The sequence below is a fragment of the Bradyrhizobium sp. Kon58 genome (assembly GCF_055807455.1).
Window position 1 is genome coordinate 133,856 of record NZ_JBVVOT010000016.1, and the last position, 17,093, is coordinate 150,948.

The following is a 17,093-nucleotide window of genomic DNA, read 5'->3' on the forward strand; positions in this document are numbered from 1 at the left end:
GGCGGTCTCAGCTCTTGTCGTGCACCCAGCGGCCGAGCAAATGATGCGCAATCGCAAATGGATGCGGGCCGGCGAGCCCGTCGGGATGCGTCCGCATCAGCATCAGGGCGGCCTCCTCGCGCGTGAACCAGCGCGCATCCTCGAGCTCGGAGTGATCGACGACGATGTCCTCGCTCACGGCCCGCGCGCTGCACCCGATCATCAGCGACGACGGATAGGGCCAGGGCTGGGTCATATAATATTGCACGTCGGTGCAGCGGATCCCGGATTCTTCGAGGATCTCGCGGCGCACAGCGTCCTCGATGGTCTCGGCGGCCTCGACGAAACCGGCGAGGCAGGAATACATGCCCGGCGGAAACTGCTTCTGGCGGCCGAGCAGACACTTTTCGCCGGAGGCGACGTGCATGATCACGACGGGATCGGTGCGCGGAAAGTGCTCGGCCTTGCAACTGGGGCACTCCCGCTTCCAGCCGCCTTCCTTCATCCCGGTACGCGTGCCGCAATTGGCGCAATAGCCGTGGCGCTGATGCCAGCTCACCATCGACTTCGCCATCGCGATCGCCGACAGCTCCTGCGGCGGCACCGCGCCCTGCATCGCCATGCCGCGCAGCTCACTGAGGGCGTAGTCCTCGCGCCCGATCAGCTTCTCGGACGCGGCCTGCGACAGGCCCATCCCGAACATCGCGGCGCCGTCGCGCAAGCCTAAGAAGATCGTGCCGGGATTGGCGCCACATTTCAGCGCCTCGTCGATTCCGAGCAGCGCGCGCACCTTGTCACCGTCGCGCTTCACCAGCAGCGAGTCGCGATAGACGACATAGGCGCGCGAGGTCGGCTTCTGCTCCAGCGCAAACAGCTTTTCGTCATCGCGGCGCAGATGCGCGGCACGGTCGAGAATGTTGGTGACGAAGGCCGGCTGCCCCAGCGGAAACGAGTCGAATGCTGACATGTCTTGTTCTTTCAACCCAACCAGATCTTGCGGCGAAGCGCGCTGATGAAACTCTGCACCTCGGTAGCGTCGTGCGCCAAGGGCTGCATCACGCCCCAGACCGGCCGCGGCCAGGCGGCATCACTGGTGCGGCGCGCGATGACGTGGACGTGAAGCTGCGGCACGAGGTTGCCGAGTGCCGCGATGTTAAGCTTGTCGCATCCGGTGATCTCCTTCAGCGCGCGCGAGACGCGGGAGATCTCCGTCATCAACTGCGCCTGCTGCACCTCGTCGAGATCGATGATCTCGACCGCATCGGCGCGCCGCGGCACCAGCAGCAGCCAGGGATAATGCGCGTCCTTGATGACCAGCACCTTGGACAGCGGCAAATCGCCGATGTCGATGGTGTCCTCTTTCAGGCGGGAGTGCAGCGACCAGGCGGGTTCGGACATGAAGGTTTCCGGATGGCCCATTGGGAATCGGGCATGGCGGGGCGGAACCCCTGAATATTTGCGCCGACCATACGATACGGAATCTGATTGGGGAAGGATGGCGCTCCGCAGAGGCGGCATACGCGATCGTCGTCCTGGACAAGCGCAGCGCAGATCCAGGACCCATTACCACAGGATTGGGTTTGGCGAAGATTCGGGGTTACCGACTTCGTGCCACAAACTTCTCCTTGGGGTAATGGGTCCTGGCTTTCGCCAGGACGACGGTGGGGGCTTAGGCCTCCGCCAGCACCCGCGCATTGGCGCGGACCGAGGCTTCGCTGACGCGGATGCCGAGACCGGGGCCGTCGGGCACCACGACGTGGCCGCCGCGGTTGGCGACGCGCTCTTCCAGCACGTCCTCGGTCAGCACGTGATGCGGCATGTAGAATTCGCAGCCGAGCGAGATTCCCGGCGTCGCCGCGATCAGCTGCGTGCCGGCGGCGAGCGCGATGCCACCCTCCCACAGCGTGCCGCCATAGCCGGGCAGGCCGGCGATGTCGGCGATCGCCATGATCGCCTGCGCCTCGAACAGGCCACCGGCCTTCATCAGCTTGATCGAGACGGCATCTGCCGCCTCGCGGCGCACCACCTCCATCATGTCGCGGCGGTCGAAGCAGCTTTCGTCGGCGAGCACGGGCGTCTCAAGCGCCGCGGTGAGCTGCGCCATCACGTCGAGAAATTTGCGCGGCACCGGCTGCTCGATGAAGGTCGGCGCAAACTGCTCGACGTCGCGCAGGATCTTGATGGCGCCGAACGGCGCCAGCGCCTGGTTGTAATCGACGCGAAGATCGACCTTGTCGCCGAACTCGTTGCGGATCGCCGCGAGATGATCGAGATCTTCGCGATGCGGCTTCACGCCGGTCTTGACCTTGTAGATGACATTGCCGTCCGGAACCATTTTCCGCATGCGTTCGAGATCGGCGGCGAAATCCGGATCGGCGATCGAGAACGACAGCGGGATCGTGTCGCGCACGCGGCCGCCGAGCAGGTCGGCGACCGAGAGTCCCGACGATTTGCCGACGATGTCGAGCAGCGCCATTTCGATGCCGACCTTGGCTTCGGCATGTCCGACCAGCGCGCGATCGAGCTCGGCCATCAGCGCGCGGATGCGGCGCACCGGCTTGCCGAGCACGATCGGCCGCAAATAGATGTCGAGCGCGGAGAAGGCCGCTTCCGGCGTTCCCGTGAACACTTCCCACGGTGCGGCCTCGCCCCAGCCGATCACGCCGTCGCTGGAAGTGAGCTCGATCAGCACGCGCTTCACCGTGCCCTTGACGTTACCGACGCCTTGCAGGCGCGCCATCTTGATCGGGCTCTCGATCAGGAACAGCCTGATGCGTTCGACGGTTGCTTCGGTCATGTCAGGCCTCCATTGACGTGCCAGACCTGGCCGGTGACGTAGGATGCGGATCGCGATGCCAGGAAGGCGATGATCTCGGCGACTTCCTCCGGCCGCCCGCGGCGGCCCATCGGGATCAGCGCCTCGGTCGCGGCGATCTGCTCGGGTGACAGCCGGCTTTCGCTGGGCTTGTCCTTGACGATGAGGCCTGGCGCGACGGCGTTGACTGTGATGCCCTCCTTGGCGAGCTCGATTGCGGTGAGGCGCACCAGCGCTTCGAGCGCGGAGCGGCTCGCGGCCGTCGCTGCGAAGGGCGCGAACTCGGGCCGGATCGCGTGCGCGACGAAGGACGACACCGCCACGATCCGCGAATCTCGCCCTGCACGCAGCAGCGGAAGCGCGGCGTCCACCAACCGCGTGAACGCCAGCGCCGATTCGTCCATCGCCTTGCGGAACTGATCCGCCGGCGTGCCGATCGCGCTGCCGCGTCGGGCATGGCCGCCGACCAGGATCAATCCATGGAGTCGGCCGAAGGCGCTTTGCGTAGCGGCGACGGCGTCGGTGACCGCGGCCTCCTCGGCGAGATCGCCGAGGCATTTCGCGACGATCGCGCCTTGCGCTTCGGCTTCCGCCGCGGTGGCATCGAGGCCGGCTGCGTTGGAGCGCGTGTGCAGCAGCAGCGCAGTGCCGGGCCCCGCGAGCAGTTTTGCAGTGGCGCGACCGATGCCGCTGGCGGCACCGGTGACAAGATAGACGCGGTTGATTTCAGGCATCACGGTACTGCGTTGGTCGGCGGCAATGCGCCGGTGCGGTGGAAATGGCTGAGGAAGGCGCGCGTCGTGGCTTCTTGCGGATTGTCGATCACCTGCCGCGCCGGGCCTTCCTCGACCACGACGCCGTCGCGCATGAAAATCAGGCGGTCGGCGACTTCGCGGGCAAAGGCGATCTCATGGGTCACGATCACCATGGTCATGCCCTCGGATGCCAGCTGCTGGATCACGGCGAGGACTTCGCCGACGAGCTCGGGATCGAGCGCGGAAGTAGCCTCGTCGAACAGCATCACGTCTGGCTCCATCGCGAGCGCCCGTGCAATCGCGACGCGCTGCTTCTGTCCGCCGGAGAGCGTTGCCGGGTATTGGTCGGCCTTCTCTGCAAGGCCCACCTTCGCGAGTTGGGCGCGTGCCAGCTTCTCGGCGTCAGCCTTGGCCATGCGCCGCACGGTGACCGGCCCCTCCATCACGTTCTGGAGCGTCGTCATGTGCGGGAACAGATTGAAATGCTGGAACACCATGCCGGTGGTGGCGCGGAATCTTGCCAGCGTCTTCACATCGGGAAGCTTCGTACCCTCGCCGAACGAAAAGCTCGTGTCGCCAACGCGGACGCTGCCGCCGTCGGGCGTCACCAGGAGGTTGATGCAGCGGAGCAGCGTCGACTTGCCGGAGCCGGATGGGCCGATCAGCGCCACGACGCCGCCCTTGGCGACGTCGAGGCTGATACTCTTCAAAACCTCGTTGCTGCCAAAGCTTTTGCGCAGCGCCCGGATCTCGATCTTGGAAGAGGTCTCGCTCATTCGCCGACCGCCAGTCGCTTCTCGCCGCGCCGGACCATGATGGTCAGCGGAATCAGGATTGCCGCATAAGCGACCGCGACGGCGGTATAGGTTTCCAGCGGACGATAGCTGTCATGTGCGGCGACCTGACTTTGATAGACGAGGTCCGGCACCGCCAGCACCGAGACCAGCGAGGTGTTCTTGAACTGGATGATCGACTGGTTCATCAGCGCCGGGATCATGCGCTTGATCGCCTGCGGCAGCACGATGCGCCGCATGCTCTGGCCCGGCGTCATGCCGAGCGCGGCGCCGGCTTCGGACTGGCCGCGATCGATCGAGATGATGCCGCCGCGGATGATCTCCGAATAGAACGAGCCGCCATAGAGCGACAGCGCCAGTGCGGAAGCCGTGATCGGCGTCATCTCGACACCCGCCAGGATCGGCAGCGCGTAATAGAACCAGATCAGCTGCACCAGGATCGGCGTGCAGCGGAACGCCTCGATGAAGGTGAGCGCGAGCAGGCGCACCGCGCGAAAGCGCGACAGGGTGCCGAATGCGCCGAACAGACCGAAGACGAGGCCGAGCACCACGATGACCACGGTAAAGCCAACGGTAACGCCGAGCCCGTTGAGAAAGAGCCAGCGATAGCTCCAGAGGATGCCGAAGTCCCACTGATACATGCGTGCTTAACTCATACCCGAAACTTGTCGTCATGCCCGGGCTTGTCCCGGGCATCCACGTTCTTGGTGGCGCGGGTCAGACGTGGATGGCCGGGACAAGCCCGGCCATGACGTGCGGAGACTCAGGCGCTCATCACACCTTACAACGAAACGCCCGGCGGGATGTCCGCCTCGGTCACGCCCACCAGCTCCATGTTGGTGATGATCGCGTTGCGGATAAAGCCGAGGCCTTTGTTGAAATCGATCCAGGTGTTGACGTAATCGCGCCAGGTCTTGTCGGTCTCGCGGCGGAAACCGGCATTCGAGGTGGTGGCGAAGATCGGCGTCGGCAGCACGAACTGGCCGAGCGAGGGATTCTTCTTCAGCACGGTCAGCGACAGCATGGTGATCAGGCACTGTGCGTCGACGCGGCCGGTCTGCAGCGCGGCGGTGGCGTCATCGGCGGTCTTCAGCCGCGAGATCTGCGCCTTCGGCGTCAGGCGGCTGACGACCTGGTCGTGTGAGGAGCCCTGGTCGACCGCGATCTTGACGTCGGCCGAGTTCAGCTCGGCCCAGCTCTTCGGCTTGAAGTCCTTCTTGCAGAGGATGCCGAAGGCGTTGTTGAAGACCGGCACCGAGAAGTCGACCACCAGCGCGCGCTTCGGGGTCGGGTTGAGGCCGAAGAAGATGTCGATCTTGTTGGATTGCAGGTCGAGCACCGAATTGCCCCAAGTGGTCTCGGTGATCTCGAGCTCGGCCTCCATGTCCTCGGCAAGCGCCTTGGCGATGTCGACGTAAAAGCCCTTCCACTGGCCGGTCGAAAGATCCTTCATGTAATAGGGCGCGCCGCCGCCGACCGCGCCGATCCGCATCTTCTTGGTGCGGCGGATGCGGGCGAAGGTCGATTCGTTGGTATCGGCGGTCTGCGCCACGGCCGGGGAGGCCAGCGTCGCCGCGCCAATCGCGCCAAGTCCGACAATCGATGCAACATCACGACGTGTAACCATTGGGATCAATCGCTTTTCTGTTGGAAGGAGTTCCGGCAGCGTTCTTACCAAGGCGCCTCCGGCAGTGAAAGCACAGCCTATCGGCTGGGCAGGCCGGGAATTGCCCGGATGCTGGGCAACCCACAATGAAGCTCAGCCCGTTCAAGCTGATACCCGCTTGCTTTCCGGTCCTTTTGGCCCCAAATAGGGACCGGGAGATTGGCGGTGGACGAGCCACTCGCCAACCGGGTCAGGTCCGGAAGGAAGCAGCCCTAACGAGGTCCGGATCGGGTCGCTCGTCAGTCTCCTACCTGTTTTTCCGAGCGAATTGCGCCGGCGGCTCGGGCCGCCAGCGCGCTCCTTTCCGCAAAGCCGGCCGAAAGACACTTCATTGCGGATCGACCGATGACCGACGCTGGCGCCCCTCCCAACCCTGACAGCGCCGGCCAGGCCAGCACGCCCTACCGGGTGCTGGCGCGGAAATACCGTCCCTCCAGCTTCGACGATCTGATCGGCCAGGAGGCCGTGGTCCGCACCGTCTCCAATGCGTTCGAGACTGGCCGCATTCCGCAGGCCTGGATTCTCACCGGCGTCCGCGGGGTCGGCAAGACCACCACCGCGCGCATTCTTGCCCGTGCGCTCAACTATGAGATGCCGGATGGCTCGGTGAAGGGCCCGACGGTCCAGATGCCGACGCTCGGCGTGCATTGCCAGGCGATCATGGAAAGCCGGCACATGGACGTGCTGGAGATGGACGCGGCCTCGCATACCGGCGTCGACGACGTTCGCCAGATCAACGACAGCGTCCGCTACGCGCCGGCCAGTGCCCGCTACAAGGTCTACATCATCGACGAAGTCCACATGCTGTCGACGGCGGCGTTCAACGCCTTCCTGAAGACGCTGGAGGAACCGCCGGAGCACGCCAAGTTCGTGTTCGCCACGACAGAGATCCGCAAGGTTCCGGTGACCGTGCTGTCGCGCTGCCAGCGTTTTGACCTGCGCCGCGTCGAGGCCGACGTGCTGATGAAGCATCTCGCCAACATCGCGGCCAAGGAAAACGTCGAGATCGAGCCCGAAGCGCTCGGCATCATCGCGCGCGCCGCGGAAGGCTCGGTGCGCGATTCGCTCTCGCTGCTCGATCAGGCGATCGCGCATGCGGCGGGCACCGTGAAGGCCGATGCCGTCAGGCAGATGCTGGGGCTCGCCGACCGCACCCGTGTCATCGATCTTTTCGATTCTCTGGCGCGTGGCGACATCGCGTCCGCATTCAAGGAGTTCCGTGACCAGTACGACGTCGGCGCCGATCCGATCGTGGTGCTCTCCGATCTCGCCGAATTCGTCAATTTCGTCACCCGCGTGAAGATCGTGCCGGCGACCGCCGACAACGTCGCCTATGGCGAGACCGAGCGCGTGCGCGCGCGGGATTTCGCCTCGAAGATCTCGATGCGCGTGCTGTCGCGGATGTGGCAGATGCTGCTCAAGGGCATCACCGAGGTGCAGGCCGCGACGCGGCCCGCCGCGGCCGCCGAGATGGTGCTGGTGCGCATCGCCTATGTCGCCGACCTGCCGACGCCGGACGAAGCGATCAAGATGCTGGAGCAGAACGGCGGCGGTTCGCCGGTCGTGAGCGGTGGCAGTGCCGCGCGCAACGCGCCGGCCGGACCGGCGGCGTCCGCAGCGCCAGTTCGCATGCCGACATCGTCACCGTCCTCCTTCGGCGGCGGTGGTGCCCGTCCGCAGATGGCAGCGCCCGCGCCGGATCCGCAAGCTGCCGCGCCCGTGTTGCGGGTCACGAGCTTCACACAGCTCGTTGCGCTCGCCGGGCAGAAGCGCGACCTCCTGACCAAGGGCGCGCTCGAAGGCGACATGCGCCTCGTTCGTTTCGAGGAGGGCCGGCTGGAAGTCGCGCTCGAGCCCAACGCCTCCAAGACCATGATTTCCGATCTCGCGCGCAAATTCGAGCTCTGGACCGGGCGCCGCTGGACCGTGATCGTCTCCAACGAGCCGGGCCAGCCGACGCTGCGCTCGGTGAGCCAGGCGGCCAAGCAGGAACATGCGCGTACCGCCGAGGCCGATCCGCGCGTGCGGGAGGTGCTGTCGCGTTTTCCGGGTGCGAAGGTCGTCGAGGTCCGCAGGCTTGCCCCCGAGGCGCCGGAATCCGATATTAACGCCGACTATGGCAGTGACGATCCGCCCGACGGTTCCGACGGCGACGATCTCTAGAGCATGGTCCGGAAAGGCGTGAAGCGCTTTTCCGACTGGATCATGCTCAAAACAATCAGCCAAGGGCGCGACGATGAGCCATCGCGCCAACCAAGGACAGCACCGATGGTCGATATTTTCGGCATGATGAAGCAGGCGCAGCAGCTGCAATCCAAGATGCAGGAGATGCAGGACCAGCTCGCCAACGTCGAGGTCGAGGGCATCTCCGGCGGCGGTCTCGTCGCCGTGCGCATGACCGCGAAAATGGACGTCAAGGGCGTCAAGATCGATCCTTCGCTGATGAAGGCGGAAGAGCGCGAGGTGCTCGAGGATCTGCTCGTCACCGCGTTCGGCGAGGCCCGCCGCAAGGCGGAAGCCGCCATGCAGGAGAAGATGCAGTCGCTCACCGGCGGGCTCGGCCTGCCGCCGGGGCTGTCAGGGCTGTTCGGCCAGTAATATGGGCGCTGTTGCGGGTCCTGAGATCGAGCGGCTGGTCCAGCTTCTCGCGCGGCTGCCGGGCCTCGGCCCGCGCTCGGCGCGGCGCGCGGCGCTGCATCTGATCAAGAAGCGCGAAGCGCTGATGATGCCGCTGTCCTCGGCCATGCAGGTCGCGCTTGAGAAGGTCCAGGTCTGCAAGACCTGCGGCAACATCGACACGCAAAGTCCCTGCACGGTCTGCACCGATCCGAGGCGCGATCCCTCGATCATCGTTGTCGTCGCCGACGTTGCCGATCTCTGGGCGCTGGAGCGGGCCAATGCCACTCAAGGGCGTTATCACGTGCTGGGCGCGACATTGTCGCCGCTCGACGGCGTCGGTCCGCAGGACCTCACCATCGAGGCGCTGGTCGCGCGCGCGCATGAGACGCAGGTGCATGAGGTCATCCTGGCGCTGAATGCCACCGTCGACGGCCAGACCACGGCACACTACATCACCGACCTGCTTCAGGACGCCAACGTAAAAGTAACCCGGCTCGCCCATGGTGTGCCGGTCGGCGGCGAGCTTGATTATCTCGATGAAGGTACGCTATCGGCCGCGATGCGGCAGCGCACCCTGTTCTAGCCATCCAGACTTACGGAACGGACGACATGACGAAACTTTTCGCCACACGATGGGCTTTGGTCGCGACGCTGACGATGCTGGCGACGCCGGCCATCTCCGCGCAGCAGGACGACGGGGCTCCGCCGCCGTCGAAGCCCGGCAAGCCGATCAATGCCGGCGAGGTGCTCTCGGGCGAGCTGAACACGATGAAAGTGCGCGACGTCAAGAACGTCGGCAAGCGGGTTGCGACCTACCAGATCACCTCCGAGCCGCGCCGGCTGCCGCCGCCGAACGGACTGTGCAATCTCGAGACCGGCCCCGAAACCTTCCAGCTCGTTCCCAGCGGCGACGCGCAGGCCGCACAGTTGAAGACGTTCGCCGGCAAGGAGATCTCGGTCAAGGTCGACGAGATCGCCTGCGCCAGCGACCCCGGCCAGATGAGCGAGGCCGTGATCACGAAGTGGAGTTTGATCAAGAAGCAGTAGGGGGGGCAGCAGATTGGGATGCCGTAGGGTGGGCAAAGCGAAGCGTGCCCACCACCTCCTCTAACTGTTAGCGCGATGGTGGGCACGGCGCGTCGCGCCTTTGCCCACCCTACGGCAGTGTCAAACCCTCACCGGCCCCAGCGCATCAAAGTGCCCGCGCTTCTGCAGCCAGGCCAGCAGCACCAGGCTCGGGATCGCCACCAGCATGCAGATCACGAAGAACAGCGGCCAGCCGGTGGTATCAGCCACGAAGCCAGCGCCTGACGAGAGATAGGTCCGCCCTACCGCGGCAAGTGCTGTGAGCAGCGCATATTGCGTCGCCGTGTGCAGCGGGTTCTGGCAGAGCGCAGAAAGATAAGCGACGAAGATCACCGTGCCGATCGCGCTTGTGAAGTTCTCACAGATGATGGCGAAGGCGAGCGCCCATTGGCTGGTGCCGACGAAGGCCAGCCAGGAGAAGGAGAGGTTCGCAAGCGCCTGCACCACGCCGCCGATCCAGAGGCTGGTCGCAAGCGAATAGCGCCGGGCGACGAAGCCGCCGGCAAAGCCGCCGATCAGCGTCGCAGCGAGGCCCACCCCCTTCACGATCGCCGCATAGTCGTTGCGGGAGAAGCCAAGGTCGATCACGAACGGCGCGGTCATCGTGCCGGAGAAGGCGTCGGTGAACTTGAACAGCACCACGAAGGCGAGTGCCGCAAGCGCGTCCTTGCGCGTCAGGAATTCCGAGAAGGCGCCGATCGCGGCGTGCAGCACGCGCGCCAACGCGGTCTGCGTCTGCGTCGCGGCTTCCGCCCGCAATGACTGCTCGGGCTCGGTCGCGACCAGCGCCGTGATCGTCCCGATCAGCACCATCGCCGCCATCACCACATAACCCCACATCCAGGCGGACGTGCGGGTGATGCCGGTGCTCTCGAAGCCCGACACGATGAACAGCGCGCCGGCGGTCGAGACCAGCATGCCGATGCGATAGGCCGCGACATAGGACGCCATCCCAGCGGCCTGCTCGCTTTCCGGCAGGCTCTCGACGCGGAAGGCATCGACCACGATGTCCTGCGTCGACGAGGCCGTCGCCACCAGCAATGCGCCGAGCGCGACGTAGAACGGCGAGCGGGCGGGATCGGTCAGCGCCAGCAGCAGGATCGCTGCGATCAGCAGCAATTGCGAGAACAGCAGCCAGCCGCGTCGCCGCCCGAACGCGCGCGTGAACAGCGGCACATGCATCGCGTCCACCAGCGGCGCCCACAGGAATTTCAGCGTGTAAGGCGTGCCGACCAGCGCAAACAGCCCGATGGTCTTGAGATCGACGCCGGATTCCCGCATCCACACCAGCAGCGTCGAGCCCGACAGCGCCAGCGGCAGCCCGGACGAGAAGCCGAGGAACAGCACGATCAGCACCCGCGGTTGCAGGTAGACGGCAAGGCTGTCACGCCAGGAGGTGGGGGCCGTGCCGGAGCCGGTAGGGGAGGTCGCGTCGGGTGCGGTCATGGCAGGGTGTTAGCAGATTCTGGGAGCGCTGCCTCTTCTCCCTCTCCCCGTTTCTTACGGGGAGAGGGTCGGGGTGAGGGGCCTCTCTCCACAATGAGATGGTTGTGAGACCTGTACCCCCTCACCCGGATCGCAAGGGCGATCCGACCTCTCCCCGCAAGCGGGGCGAGGTAAGGAAAGTCACTCCCCCGCCTGGAGCTTGCGCGGGAACAGCTCGGCAGCGCCGGTCGCGACCAGATGCGGCGCTTCCGGCGCATCGCTCTTGCTGAAATCGAGCTCTTCGATGCGCCCGGCGCGTTTCTCGATCTTGTCGGCGGAGATCAGAACTTGCCGCACGTCTTCGTTGGCGTCGGCAAAATGCTTCTGGAGCTTCAGCACGCGGTCGCGCAGGCGGCCGAGGTCGTCGCCGAGCTTGATCACCTCGGTGCGGATCTGGTCGGCGGCGTCGCGCATGCGCGCGTCCTTCATGATCTGCTGCATCACCTGGATCGCCAGCATCAGCAGCGACGGCGACACCAGCACGACCCGGGCGCGATACGCCTTCTGGATCACGTCGTCGAAACCGTCGTGGATTTCGGCGTAGACCGATTCCGACGGCACGAACATCAGCGCCATGTCCTGGGTCTCGCCGGCGACGAGATATTTCTCGGCGATGTCGCTGACATGCTTCATCACGTCTGCGCGCAGCCGCTGCGTGGCGATCCGCTTTTCCTCGTCGCTGCGCGCGTCATGCAGCGCGGTCATCGCCTCCAGCGGAAACTTCGCGTCAATGCAGAGCGGCCGCTGGTCGGGCAGGAACACGACGCAGTCCGGACGCTTGCCGGTCGAGAGCGTGAACTGGAACTCGTAGGCGCCCTTCGGCAGACCGTCCTGGACGATCGCCTCCATCCGCGCCTGACCGAAGGCGCCGCGCGACTGCTTGTTGGCGAGCACGTCGCGCAGGGTCGTCACCTGCGTGGTGAGGTCGGTGAGGTTCTTGTGCGCGCTGTCGATGATGCCGAGCCGCTCGTGCAGCGCGCGCAGGCTCTCCATGGTGTTGCGGGTGGTGTGCTCCATGGACTGGCCGACGCGGTGGGTCACCGAATCCAGCCGCTCGTTGACCGCGCGTGCCATGTCGGCCTGGCGGCCGGCCAGCGTCTGGGTCATGGCGTCGACCCGCCCCGAAGCCTCGCTCTGGGCATGCAGCATCTGGCTGATGCGCTCCTCGAGTTCGTCGGCGCGGATGGCGTTGGCCATCGCGAGTTCCGCCCCGCGCCGGGAGGAGCCGGCGATCACGACGGCGATCACCACCATCAGGATGAGGACCAGGGCGCCGAAGCCGATCAGCGCGTCCACGGTGCGCACCGGCCAGTCGCCGAGCATGAAAATGATCTCGTTCATGCCCCTGCTTCTAGCCGATTCGCTGGGCGGCACGAACGAATAGCGAACATTTAGTGTAAATGCCCCGTTAATTTTTATGGTTAACGAAAGGCGAAGTTTTATGGTTAGCGGAGGGTTAACGGGGTTCCCGGCCGGATTGACCGCATCGAACGCGCGGCTTAAATCGCGGCCATGGCCCTCAGAGAAATCATCATCCTGCCCGACAAGCAGCTGCGTCTGGTCTCCAAACCGATCGAGAAGGTCACGCCGGAGATACGCAAGCTTGCCGACGACATGTTCGAGACCATGTACGACGCGCCCGGCATCGGGCTCGCGGCGATCCAGATCGCGCAGCCGTTGCGGCTGATCACCATGGACCTCGCCAAGCCCGACCAGGACGGCGAGACCAAGCCCGAGCCGCGCGTCTTCATCAATCCGGAAATCATCGCCTCCTCGCAGGACCTGTCGGTCTACGAGGAGGGCTGTTTGTCGATTCCCGAATATTACGAGGAGGTCGAGCGCCCCGCCAAGGTGCGGGTGCGCTACATGGATCTGGACGGCAAGGTGCACGAGGAGGACGCCGAAGGCCTCTACGCCACCTGCATCCAGCACGAGATCGACCATCTCAACGGCGTGCTGTTCGTCGACTATCTGTCAAAGCTCAAGCGCGACCGCGTGCTGAAGAAATTCGAGAAAGCCGCCAAGCGCGCGGAGTGAGTAGGGTTCTCTCTCGTCGTCATGGCCGGGCTTGACCCGGCCATCCACGCCTTAATTGCTTTGCCGCCAAGACCGTGGATGCCCGGGACAAGCCCGGGCATGACGGAGAAACAAGCCTTACCGAGCGCCGCCACATGCCCCTCCGCCTGATCTTCATGGGCACGCCCGATTTCTCCGTGCCGACGCTGCTCGAGCTCGTCGCGCATGGCCATGAGATCGTGGCCGTGTATACGCGCGCGCCCAAGCCCGGCGGCCGGCGCGGCCTGCAATTGCAGCCGACCCCGGTGGAAGAGGCCGCGCGAAAGCTTGGCGTGCCGGTGCTGACGCCGAAGACGTTGAAAACGCCGGAGGCGCTGGAAGAATTTCGCGCCTTCGACGCCGATGCCGCTGTCGTCGTCGCCTATGGCATGATCCTGCCGCAGGCGATCCTCGATGCGCCAAAGCTCGGCTGCTACAATCTGCACGCCTCGCTGCTGCCACGCTGGCGCGGCGCTGCTCCCATCAACCGCGCGATCATGGCCGGCGATGCCGAGACCGGCGTGATGGTGATGAAGATGGATGTTGGCCTCGACACCGGCGACGTCGCCATGGCCGAGCGTCTCGCGATCACGGACAATATGACCGCGCTCGATCTGCACGATCGTCTGTCCCGGCTCGGTGCCGATCTGATGGTGCGCGCCATGGCCGCGCTCGATCGCGGTGGGCTTCAACTCAAGCAGCAGAGCGAGGACGGCGTCACCTATGCCGCCAAGATCGACAAGGCCGAAGCGCGGATCGACTGGACCCGGCCCGCGCGCGAGGTGCTGCGCCATATCAACGGCCTGTCGCCTTTTCCCGGCGCCTGGGCCGAGCTTGAGAATGCGCGGATAAAAATCCTGCGCTGCGAGCTGGCGAAAGGCACGGGCGCACCCGGCGAGGTGCTCGACGATCACCTCACCATCGCCTGCGGCGAGGGCGCAATCCGTCTGATCGAGCTCCAGCGCGAAGGCAAGGCGCGCATGCAGGCCGCGGACTTCCTGCGCGGCGTGCCGCTCAAGCCGCCGATGCGGCTGGCCTGATGCCCCGCTACAAGCTCATCATCGAATATGACGGCGCGCCGTTTTTCGGCTGGCAGGTGCAGGAGACGCTGCCCTCGGTGCAAGGTGCATTGGAAGCCGCGGTGAAGGCGATGACCGGCGCCGATGCGCGCGTGCACGGCGCCGGGCGCACCGATGCCGGCGTGCATGCGCGTGGCCAGGTCGCGCATGTCGATATCGACAAGCAGTTTCCGCAGGGTCGTTTTCGCGATGGGTTGAACGCGCATCTGCGCCCGCATCCTGTCGCCGTGCTCGAAGCGGACATCGTGCCTGATAGTTTCGAGGCGCGCTTCTCGGCCGTGAAGCGCCACTATCGCTACCGCATCGTCAACACCCGTGCCAATCTCGCGCTCGATGTCGGCCACGCCTGGCGCGTGCCGCGCCGGCTCGATGCCGATGCGATGCATGCGGCGGCACAACGCCTGCTCGGCAAGCACGATTTCACCACCTTCCGCGATACCGAGTGCCAGGCCAAGTCGCCGGAGAAGACGCTCGATCAGCTCGATGTCGTGCGCGACGGGCGCGAGATCAATATTCTCACCTCGGCGCGCTCGTTCCTGCACAGCCAGGTGCGCTCGATGGTGGGGTCGCTGATGTGGGTCGGCGAAGGCCGCTGGACCGCCGACGATCTCTCCGCAGCGCTCGCCGCGCGCAACCGCGCCGCCTGCGGCATCGTCGCCCCGCCGGACGGGCTGTATCTGATGCAGGTGGATTATTAGAGCGCGAGGCTGGAAACTCTCGCCACGCCCACCGTTGTCATTCCCCGCGAAGGCGGGGAATCCAGTACGCCGCGGCCTCTCGGATCAATGACTGCTGTCTCGGATTACTGGATCGCCCGGTCTAGCCGGGCGATGACAGCGGAGGGTTTGGCGGCAATGGAGCCTACCCGAAATACCTCGCCAAAATCCCGCGATACACCTGCGTCAGCTGCTCCAGGTCCCTGACCGGCACGCGTTCGTCGACCTGGTGCATGGTCTGGCCGACCAGGCCGAACTCGATCACCGGACAATAGCTCGAGATGAAGCGCGCATCCGAGGTGCCGCCTGAGGTCGACAGCTCCGGCTTGCGGCCCGTCACTTCCTCGATCGCGGACACCGCGAGTTCGGTGAACGGTCCGGGCTTGGTCACGAACACGTTCGAGTTCGAGGGCTCCCAGACGATGCGGGCGCGGATGCGGTTGCCGCAGGCTTTGGTCAGCCGCGTCTCGACCAGCTCGCGCAGGCTCGCCTGGGTGTGGTTGTCGTTGTAGCGGATGTTGAATTTTGCGCGGGCTTGTCCCGGGATGACGTTGTTGGCGGTGTTGCCGACGTCGACCGAGGTGAATTCGAGATTGGAGGCCTGGAACGCCGCGCTGCCATGGTCGAGCGGTTCGTCGGAGATGGCCACGATCAGCCGCGAGATATCAGGCACCGGATTGGCGGCGCGGTGCGGATAGGCGACGTGGCCCTGCACGCCGTCGACATACAGCGTGCCCGATTGCGAGCCGCGGCGGCCGACCTTGATGGTGTCGCCGAGCGTCTCGACATTCGAGGGCTCGCCCAGCACGCAATGGTCGAATTTCTCGCCGCGCTCGGCCGCCCATTTCAACAGCTTGATGGTGCCGTTGATGGAGACGTCTTCCTCGTCACCGGTGATCAGAAAGGAGATCGAGCCCTGTCCGTCCGCGCGCGGCTTGCCGTCGTTCGCGGCGAGATGCTCCAGCACCGCGGCGACCGAGCAGGCGATGCCGCCCTTCATGTCGACCGCGCCGCGGCCGTGCAGAAAGCCGTCTTTCACCTCGCCGGAGAACGCGCCGACGCTCCAGGCGCTCTCGTCGCCAGGCGGCACCACGTCGGTGTGGCCGGCAAAGGTGATGTGCGGCCCGTCAGTGCCGATCCGCGCATAGAGATTGTCGACGTCGGCGGTGCCGGGCTCGCTGAAGGTGACGCGGTGGCATGTGAAGCCTGCCGCATTGAGGGCTTGTTCGAGCACGCCCAGCGCACCGGCATCTTCAGGGGTTACCGAGGGGCAGCGGATGAGATCGCGGGCAATCGAGAGAGCATCGGTCATGCGCTCCGCTTAACATGCATGCCGCCGGGTGGGCTAGCACTGGGCGGGACAAATTCAATCTCGCTTTGCTGGTCCCAGCTTTTCGCCGCAGGCGGGGCGGGCGCGGAGTCAGCTTCAACGTCGGCCAGCGGATCGGGGCCGAACCGGTTGTCCCCCGAGGTGCCGGGGACAATGAACATTTCCACGAGGCCCCAAAACCACGGAATGTGCACGGCCCAGGCGAGGGCAACAGCCCAGTTTGAATTGGTGGGTAGCAGGTCCGAGAACTGGTCGAACAACGCGGGCACGAGGAAGAACGGAACCAGCCACCACCCGCTCCGGTCGCGATCGTGCAGCCGCTTGGTCGCGGTTGCGAGGTAGATCCACAGGAATAGCGAGCTGCCGAGCACCTTGAGGATCAGGGTCGCGCGATCGGTTGTTGCCAGCAGCCGGTAGGCCCTGGGATCGACCACGTTGAAGATGTCGTCGACACCGAAATCGAAGTCGAGCTTGAAGTTGAAGGCGAAAGTTGCGGCCCCGTTCAGCACCTTGATGGCCTGGTCGATCATCCCGACGATGCAGGCCAGCACCATGACGATCAGCAGCGCCTGCCACAGCAGGGCGCGGTTGATGCGGCCGTCGAAGCGGAACAGATACCAGGCCCAGTCCATGCCAAAGGCTCCGGGCGGGAGAGGTCGCCCGGATGTTGGTCGCGGTTGAGGGAGGGTGGGTTCGATGGACCCTCGGTGTCGT

The 17,093-nt window shown here is 65.3% G+C and carries 18 protein-coding genes and 1 other RNA gene; 8 read left to right on the forward strand and 11 right to left on the reverse strand.

The genetic code is table 11. The annotated features are described in order from the left end of the window. Positions 1–7: 7 nt before the first annotated feature. The 7 genes from nudC to AC0L20_RS24675 all read right to left on the reverse strand — a co-directional run bounded on the left by nudC (position 8) and on the right by AC0L20_RS24675 (position 5,970). On the reverse strand, positions 8–946 hold the full coding sequence (gene nudC, locus AC0L20_RS24645; RefSeq protein WP_473293170.1) for an NAD(+) diphosphatase: 939 nt from the start codon (positions 944–946) through the stop codon (positions 8–10). An 11-nt stretch (positions 947–957) separates the two neighbouring features. Then, a complete protein-coding gene (locus tag AC0L20_RS24650) occupies positions 958–1,377 on the reverse strand; it encodes an HIT domain-containing protein (protein WP_473293174.1) in 420 nt (139 codons plus the stop codon). Between the two features lie 271 nt (positions 1,378–1,648). After that, a complete protein-coding gene (locus AC0L20_RS24655) occupies positions 1,649–2,776 on the reverse strand; it encodes a muconate cycloisomerase family protein (protein ID WP_473293177.1) in 1,128 nt (375 codons plus the stop codon). Further along, positions 2,773–3,528: an SDR family NAD(P)-dependent oxidoreductase gene (locus AC0L20_RS24660; protein ID WP_473293179.1), complete on the reverse strand. Its 756-nt coding sequence runs from the start codon at positions 3,526–3,528 to the stop codon at positions 2,773–2,775. Before AC0L20_RS24660 ends, AC0L20_RS24655 begins: the two co-directional genes overlap by 4 nt. Beyond that, positions 3,528–4,325 carry an amino acid ABC transporter ATP-binding protein gene (locus AC0L20_RS24665; RefSeq protein ID WP_473293182.1) on the reverse strand — a complete coding sequence of 266 codons (798 nt, stop codon included), beginning with the start codon at positions 4,323–4,325 and terminating at the stop codon, positions 3,528–3,530. Before AC0L20_RS24665 ends, AC0L20_RS24660 begins: the two co-directional genes overlap by 1 nt. Next, positions 4,322–4,984 carry an amino acid ABC transporter permease gene (locus AC0L20_RS24670; protein ID WP_018453014.1) on the reverse strand — a complete coding sequence of 221 codons (663 nt, stop codon included), beginning with the start codon at positions 4,982–4,984 and terminating at the stop codon, positions 4,322–4,324. Before AC0L20_RS24670 ends, AC0L20_RS24665 begins: the two co-directional genes overlap by 4 nt. A gap of 140 nt (positions 4,985–5,124) precedes the next feature. Further along, on the reverse strand, positions 5,125–5,970 hold the full coding sequence (locus AC0L20_RS24675) for a transporter substrate-binding domain-containing protein (protein ID WP_473293186.1): 846 nt from the start codon (positions 5,968–5,970) through the stop codon (positions 5,125–5,127). Between the two features lie 193 nt (positions 5,971–6,163). Between AC0L20_RS24675 and ffs the strand changes: the two genes are divergently transcribed. The 5 genes from ffs to AC0L20_RS24700 all read left to right on the forward strand — a co-directional run bounded on the left by ffs (position 6,164) and on the right by AC0L20_RS24700 (position 9,675). Continuing rightward, an RNA gene (gene ffs, locus AC0L20_RS24680) (signal recognition particle sRNA small type) lies at positions 6,164–6,260 on the forward strand. Positions 6,261–6,354: 94 nt separating this feature from the next. After that, positions 6,355–8,172 carry a DNA polymerase III subunit gamma/tau gene (locus AC0L20_RS24685; RefSeq protein ID WP_473293190.1) on the forward strand — a complete coding sequence of 606 codons (1,818 nt, stop codon included), beginning with the start codon at positions 6,355–6,357 and terminating at the stop codon, positions 8,170–8,172. A gap of 105 nt (positions 8,173–8,277) precedes the next feature. Continuing rightward, positions 8,278–8,607 (forward strand): YbaB/EbfC family nucleoid-associated protein, encoded by a 330-nt coding sequence (locus AC0L20_RS24690; RefSeq protein ID WP_007597704.1) that lies wholly within the window; start codon positions 8,278–8,280, stop codon positions 8,605–8,607. A 1-nt stretch (position 8,608) separates the two neighbouring features. Beyond that, positions 8,609–9,211 (forward strand): recombination mediator RecR, encoded by a 603-nt coding sequence (gene recR, locus AC0L20_RS24695; protein WP_473293192.1) that lies wholly within the window; start codon positions 8,609–8,611, stop codon positions 9,209–9,211. A gap of 26 nt (positions 9,212–9,237) precedes the next feature. Beyond that, positions 9,238–9,675 (forward strand): hypothetical protein, encoded by a 438-nt coding sequence (locus AC0L20_RS24700; RefSeq protein ID WP_106941196.1) that lies wholly within the window; start codon positions 9,238–9,240, stop codon positions 9,673–9,675. A gap of 120 nt (positions 9,676–9,795) precedes the next feature. Here the strand turns inward: AC0L20_RS24700 and AC0L20_RS24705 are convergent, their stop codons facing one another. Further along, entirely contained in the window at positions 9,796–11,160 is a 1,365-nt protein-coding gene (locus tag AC0L20_RS24705; RefSeq protein WP_473293196.1) for an AmpG family muropeptide MFS transporter, read from the reverse strand. A gap of 180 nt (positions 11,161–11,340) precedes the next feature. Then, on the reverse strand, positions 11,341–12,540 hold the full coding sequence (locus AC0L20_RS24710; RefSeq protein WP_473293201.1) for a DNA recombination protein RmuC: 1,200 nt from the start codon (positions 12,538–12,540) through the stop codon (positions 11,341–11,343). A 171-nt stretch (positions 12,541–12,711) separates the two neighbouring features. Between AC0L20_RS24710 and def the strand changes: the two genes are divergently transcribed. The 3 genes from def to truA all read left to right on the forward strand — a co-directional run bounded on the left by def (position 12,712) and on the right by truA (position 15,031). Continuing rightward, the gene (gene def / locus AC0L20_RS24715; protein WP_456767314.1) at positions 12,712–13,236 is read left to right on the forward strand and encodes a peptide deformylase; all 525 of its coding nucleotides are present in this window, start codon (positions 12,712–12,714) and stop codon (positions 13,234–13,236) included. 134 nt (positions 13,237–13,370) lie between these two features. Further along, positions 13,371–14,294 (forward strand): methionyl-tRNA formyltransferase, encoded by a 924-nt coding sequence (gene fmt, locus AC0L20_RS24720; protein WP_473293207.1) that lies wholly within the window; start codon positions 13,371–13,373, stop codon positions 14,292–14,294. After that, entirely contained in the window at positions 14,294–15,031 is a 738-nt protein-coding gene (gene truA / locus AC0L20_RS24725) for a tRNA pseudouridine(38-40) synthase TruA (RefSeq protein WP_473293210.1), read from the forward strand. The genes fmt and truA overlap by 1 nt, the downstream gene beginning before the upstream one ends. Positions 15,032–15,194: 163 nt before the next feature. Here the strand turns inward: truA and dapE are convergent, their stop codons facing one another. Beyond that, positions 15,195–16,361 carry a succinyl-diaminopimelate desuccinylase gene (gene dapE, locus AC0L20_RS24730; RefSeq protein WP_473293212.1) on the reverse strand — a complete coding sequence of 389 codons (1,167 nt, stop codon included), beginning with the start codon at positions 16,359–16,361 and terminating at the stop codon, positions 15,195–15,197. Further along, positions 16,358–17,011: a DUF805 domain-containing protein gene (locus AC0L20_RS24735; RefSeq protein WP_473293216.1), complete on the reverse strand. Its 654-nt coding sequence runs from the start codon at positions 17,009–17,011 to the stop codon at positions 16,358–16,360. Before AC0L20_RS24735 ends, dapE begins: the two co-directional genes overlap by 4 nt. Positions 17,012–17,093: the final 82 nt, after the last annotated feature.

Excerpts from the sequence above, each read along its gene's own strand:
- AC0L20_RS24700 (WP_106941196.1), top strand. The coding sequence starts at position 9,238 with ATGACGAAACTTTTCGCCACACGATGGGCTTTGGTCGCGACGCTGACG.
- AC0L20_RS24710 (WP_473293201.1), bottom strand. The coding sequence starts at position 12,540 with ATGAACGAGATCATTTTCATGCTCGGCGACTGGCCGGTGCGCACCGTG.
- AC0L20_RS24670 (WP_018453014.1), bottom strand. The coding sequence starts at position 4,984 with ATGTATCAGTGGGACTTCGGCATCCTCTGGAGCTATCGCTGGCTCTTT.
- def (WP_456767314.1), top strand. The coding sequence starts at position 12,712 with ATGGCCCTCAGAGAAATCATCATCCTGCCCGACAAGCAGCTGCGTCTG.
- AC0L20_RS24655 (WP_473293177.1), bottom strand. The coding sequence starts at position 2,776 with ATGACCGAAGCAACCGTCGAACGCATCAGGCTGTTCCTGATCGAGAGC.
- recR (WP_473293192.1), top strand. The coding sequence starts at position 8,609 with ATGGGCGCTGTTGCGGGTCCTGAGATCGAGCGGCTGGTCCAGCTTCTC.
- AC0L20_RS24685 (WP_473293190.1), top strand. The coding sequence starts at position 6,355 with ATGACCGACGCTGGCGCCCCTCCCAACCCTGACAGCGCCGGCCAGGCC.
- dapE (WP_473293212.1), bottom strand. The coding sequence starts at position 16,361 with ATGACCGATGCTCTCTCGATTGCCCGCGATCTCATCCGCTGCCCCTCG.
- AC0L20_RS24690 (WP_007597704.1), top strand. The coding sequence starts at position 8,278 with ATGGTCGATATTTTCGGCATGATGAAGCAGGCGCAGCAGCTGCAATCC.
- AC0L20_RS24735 (WP_473293216.1), bottom strand. The coding sequence starts at position 17,011 with ATGGACTGGGCCTGGTATCTGTTCCGCTTCGACGGCCGCATCAACCGC.
- AC0L20_RS24705 (WP_473293196.1), bottom strand. The coding sequence starts at position 11,160 with ATGACCGCACCCGACGCGACCTCCCCTACCGGCTCCGGCACGGCCCCC.
- truA (WP_473293210.1), top strand. The coding sequence starts at position 14,294 with ATGCCCCGCTACAAGCTCATCATCGAATATGACGGCGCGCCGTTTTTC.
- AC0L20_RS24650 (WP_473293174.1), bottom strand. The coding sequence starts at position 1,377 with ATGTCCGAACCCGCCTGGTCGCTGCACTCCCGCCTGAAAGAGGACACC.
- AC0L20_RS24660 (WP_473293179.1), bottom strand. The coding sequence starts at position 3,528 with ATGCCTGAAATCAACCGCGTCTATCTTGTCACCGGTGCCGCCAGCGGC.
- fmt (WP_473293207.1), top strand. The coding sequence starts at position 13,371 with ATGCCCCTCCGCCTGATCTTCATGGGCACGCCCGATTTCTCCGTGCCG.
- nudC (WP_473293170.1), bottom strand. The coding sequence starts at position 946 with ATGTCAGCATTCGACTCGTTTCCGCTGGGGCAGCCGGCCTTCGTCACC.
- AC0L20_RS24675 (WP_473293186.1), bottom strand. The coding sequence starts at position 5,970 with ATGGTTACACGTCGTGATGTTGCATCGATTGTCGGACTTGGCGCGATT.
- AC0L20_RS24665 (WP_473293182.1), bottom strand. The coding sequence starts at position 4,325 with ATGAGCGAGACCTCTTCCAAGATCGAGATCCGGGCGCTGCGCAAAAGC.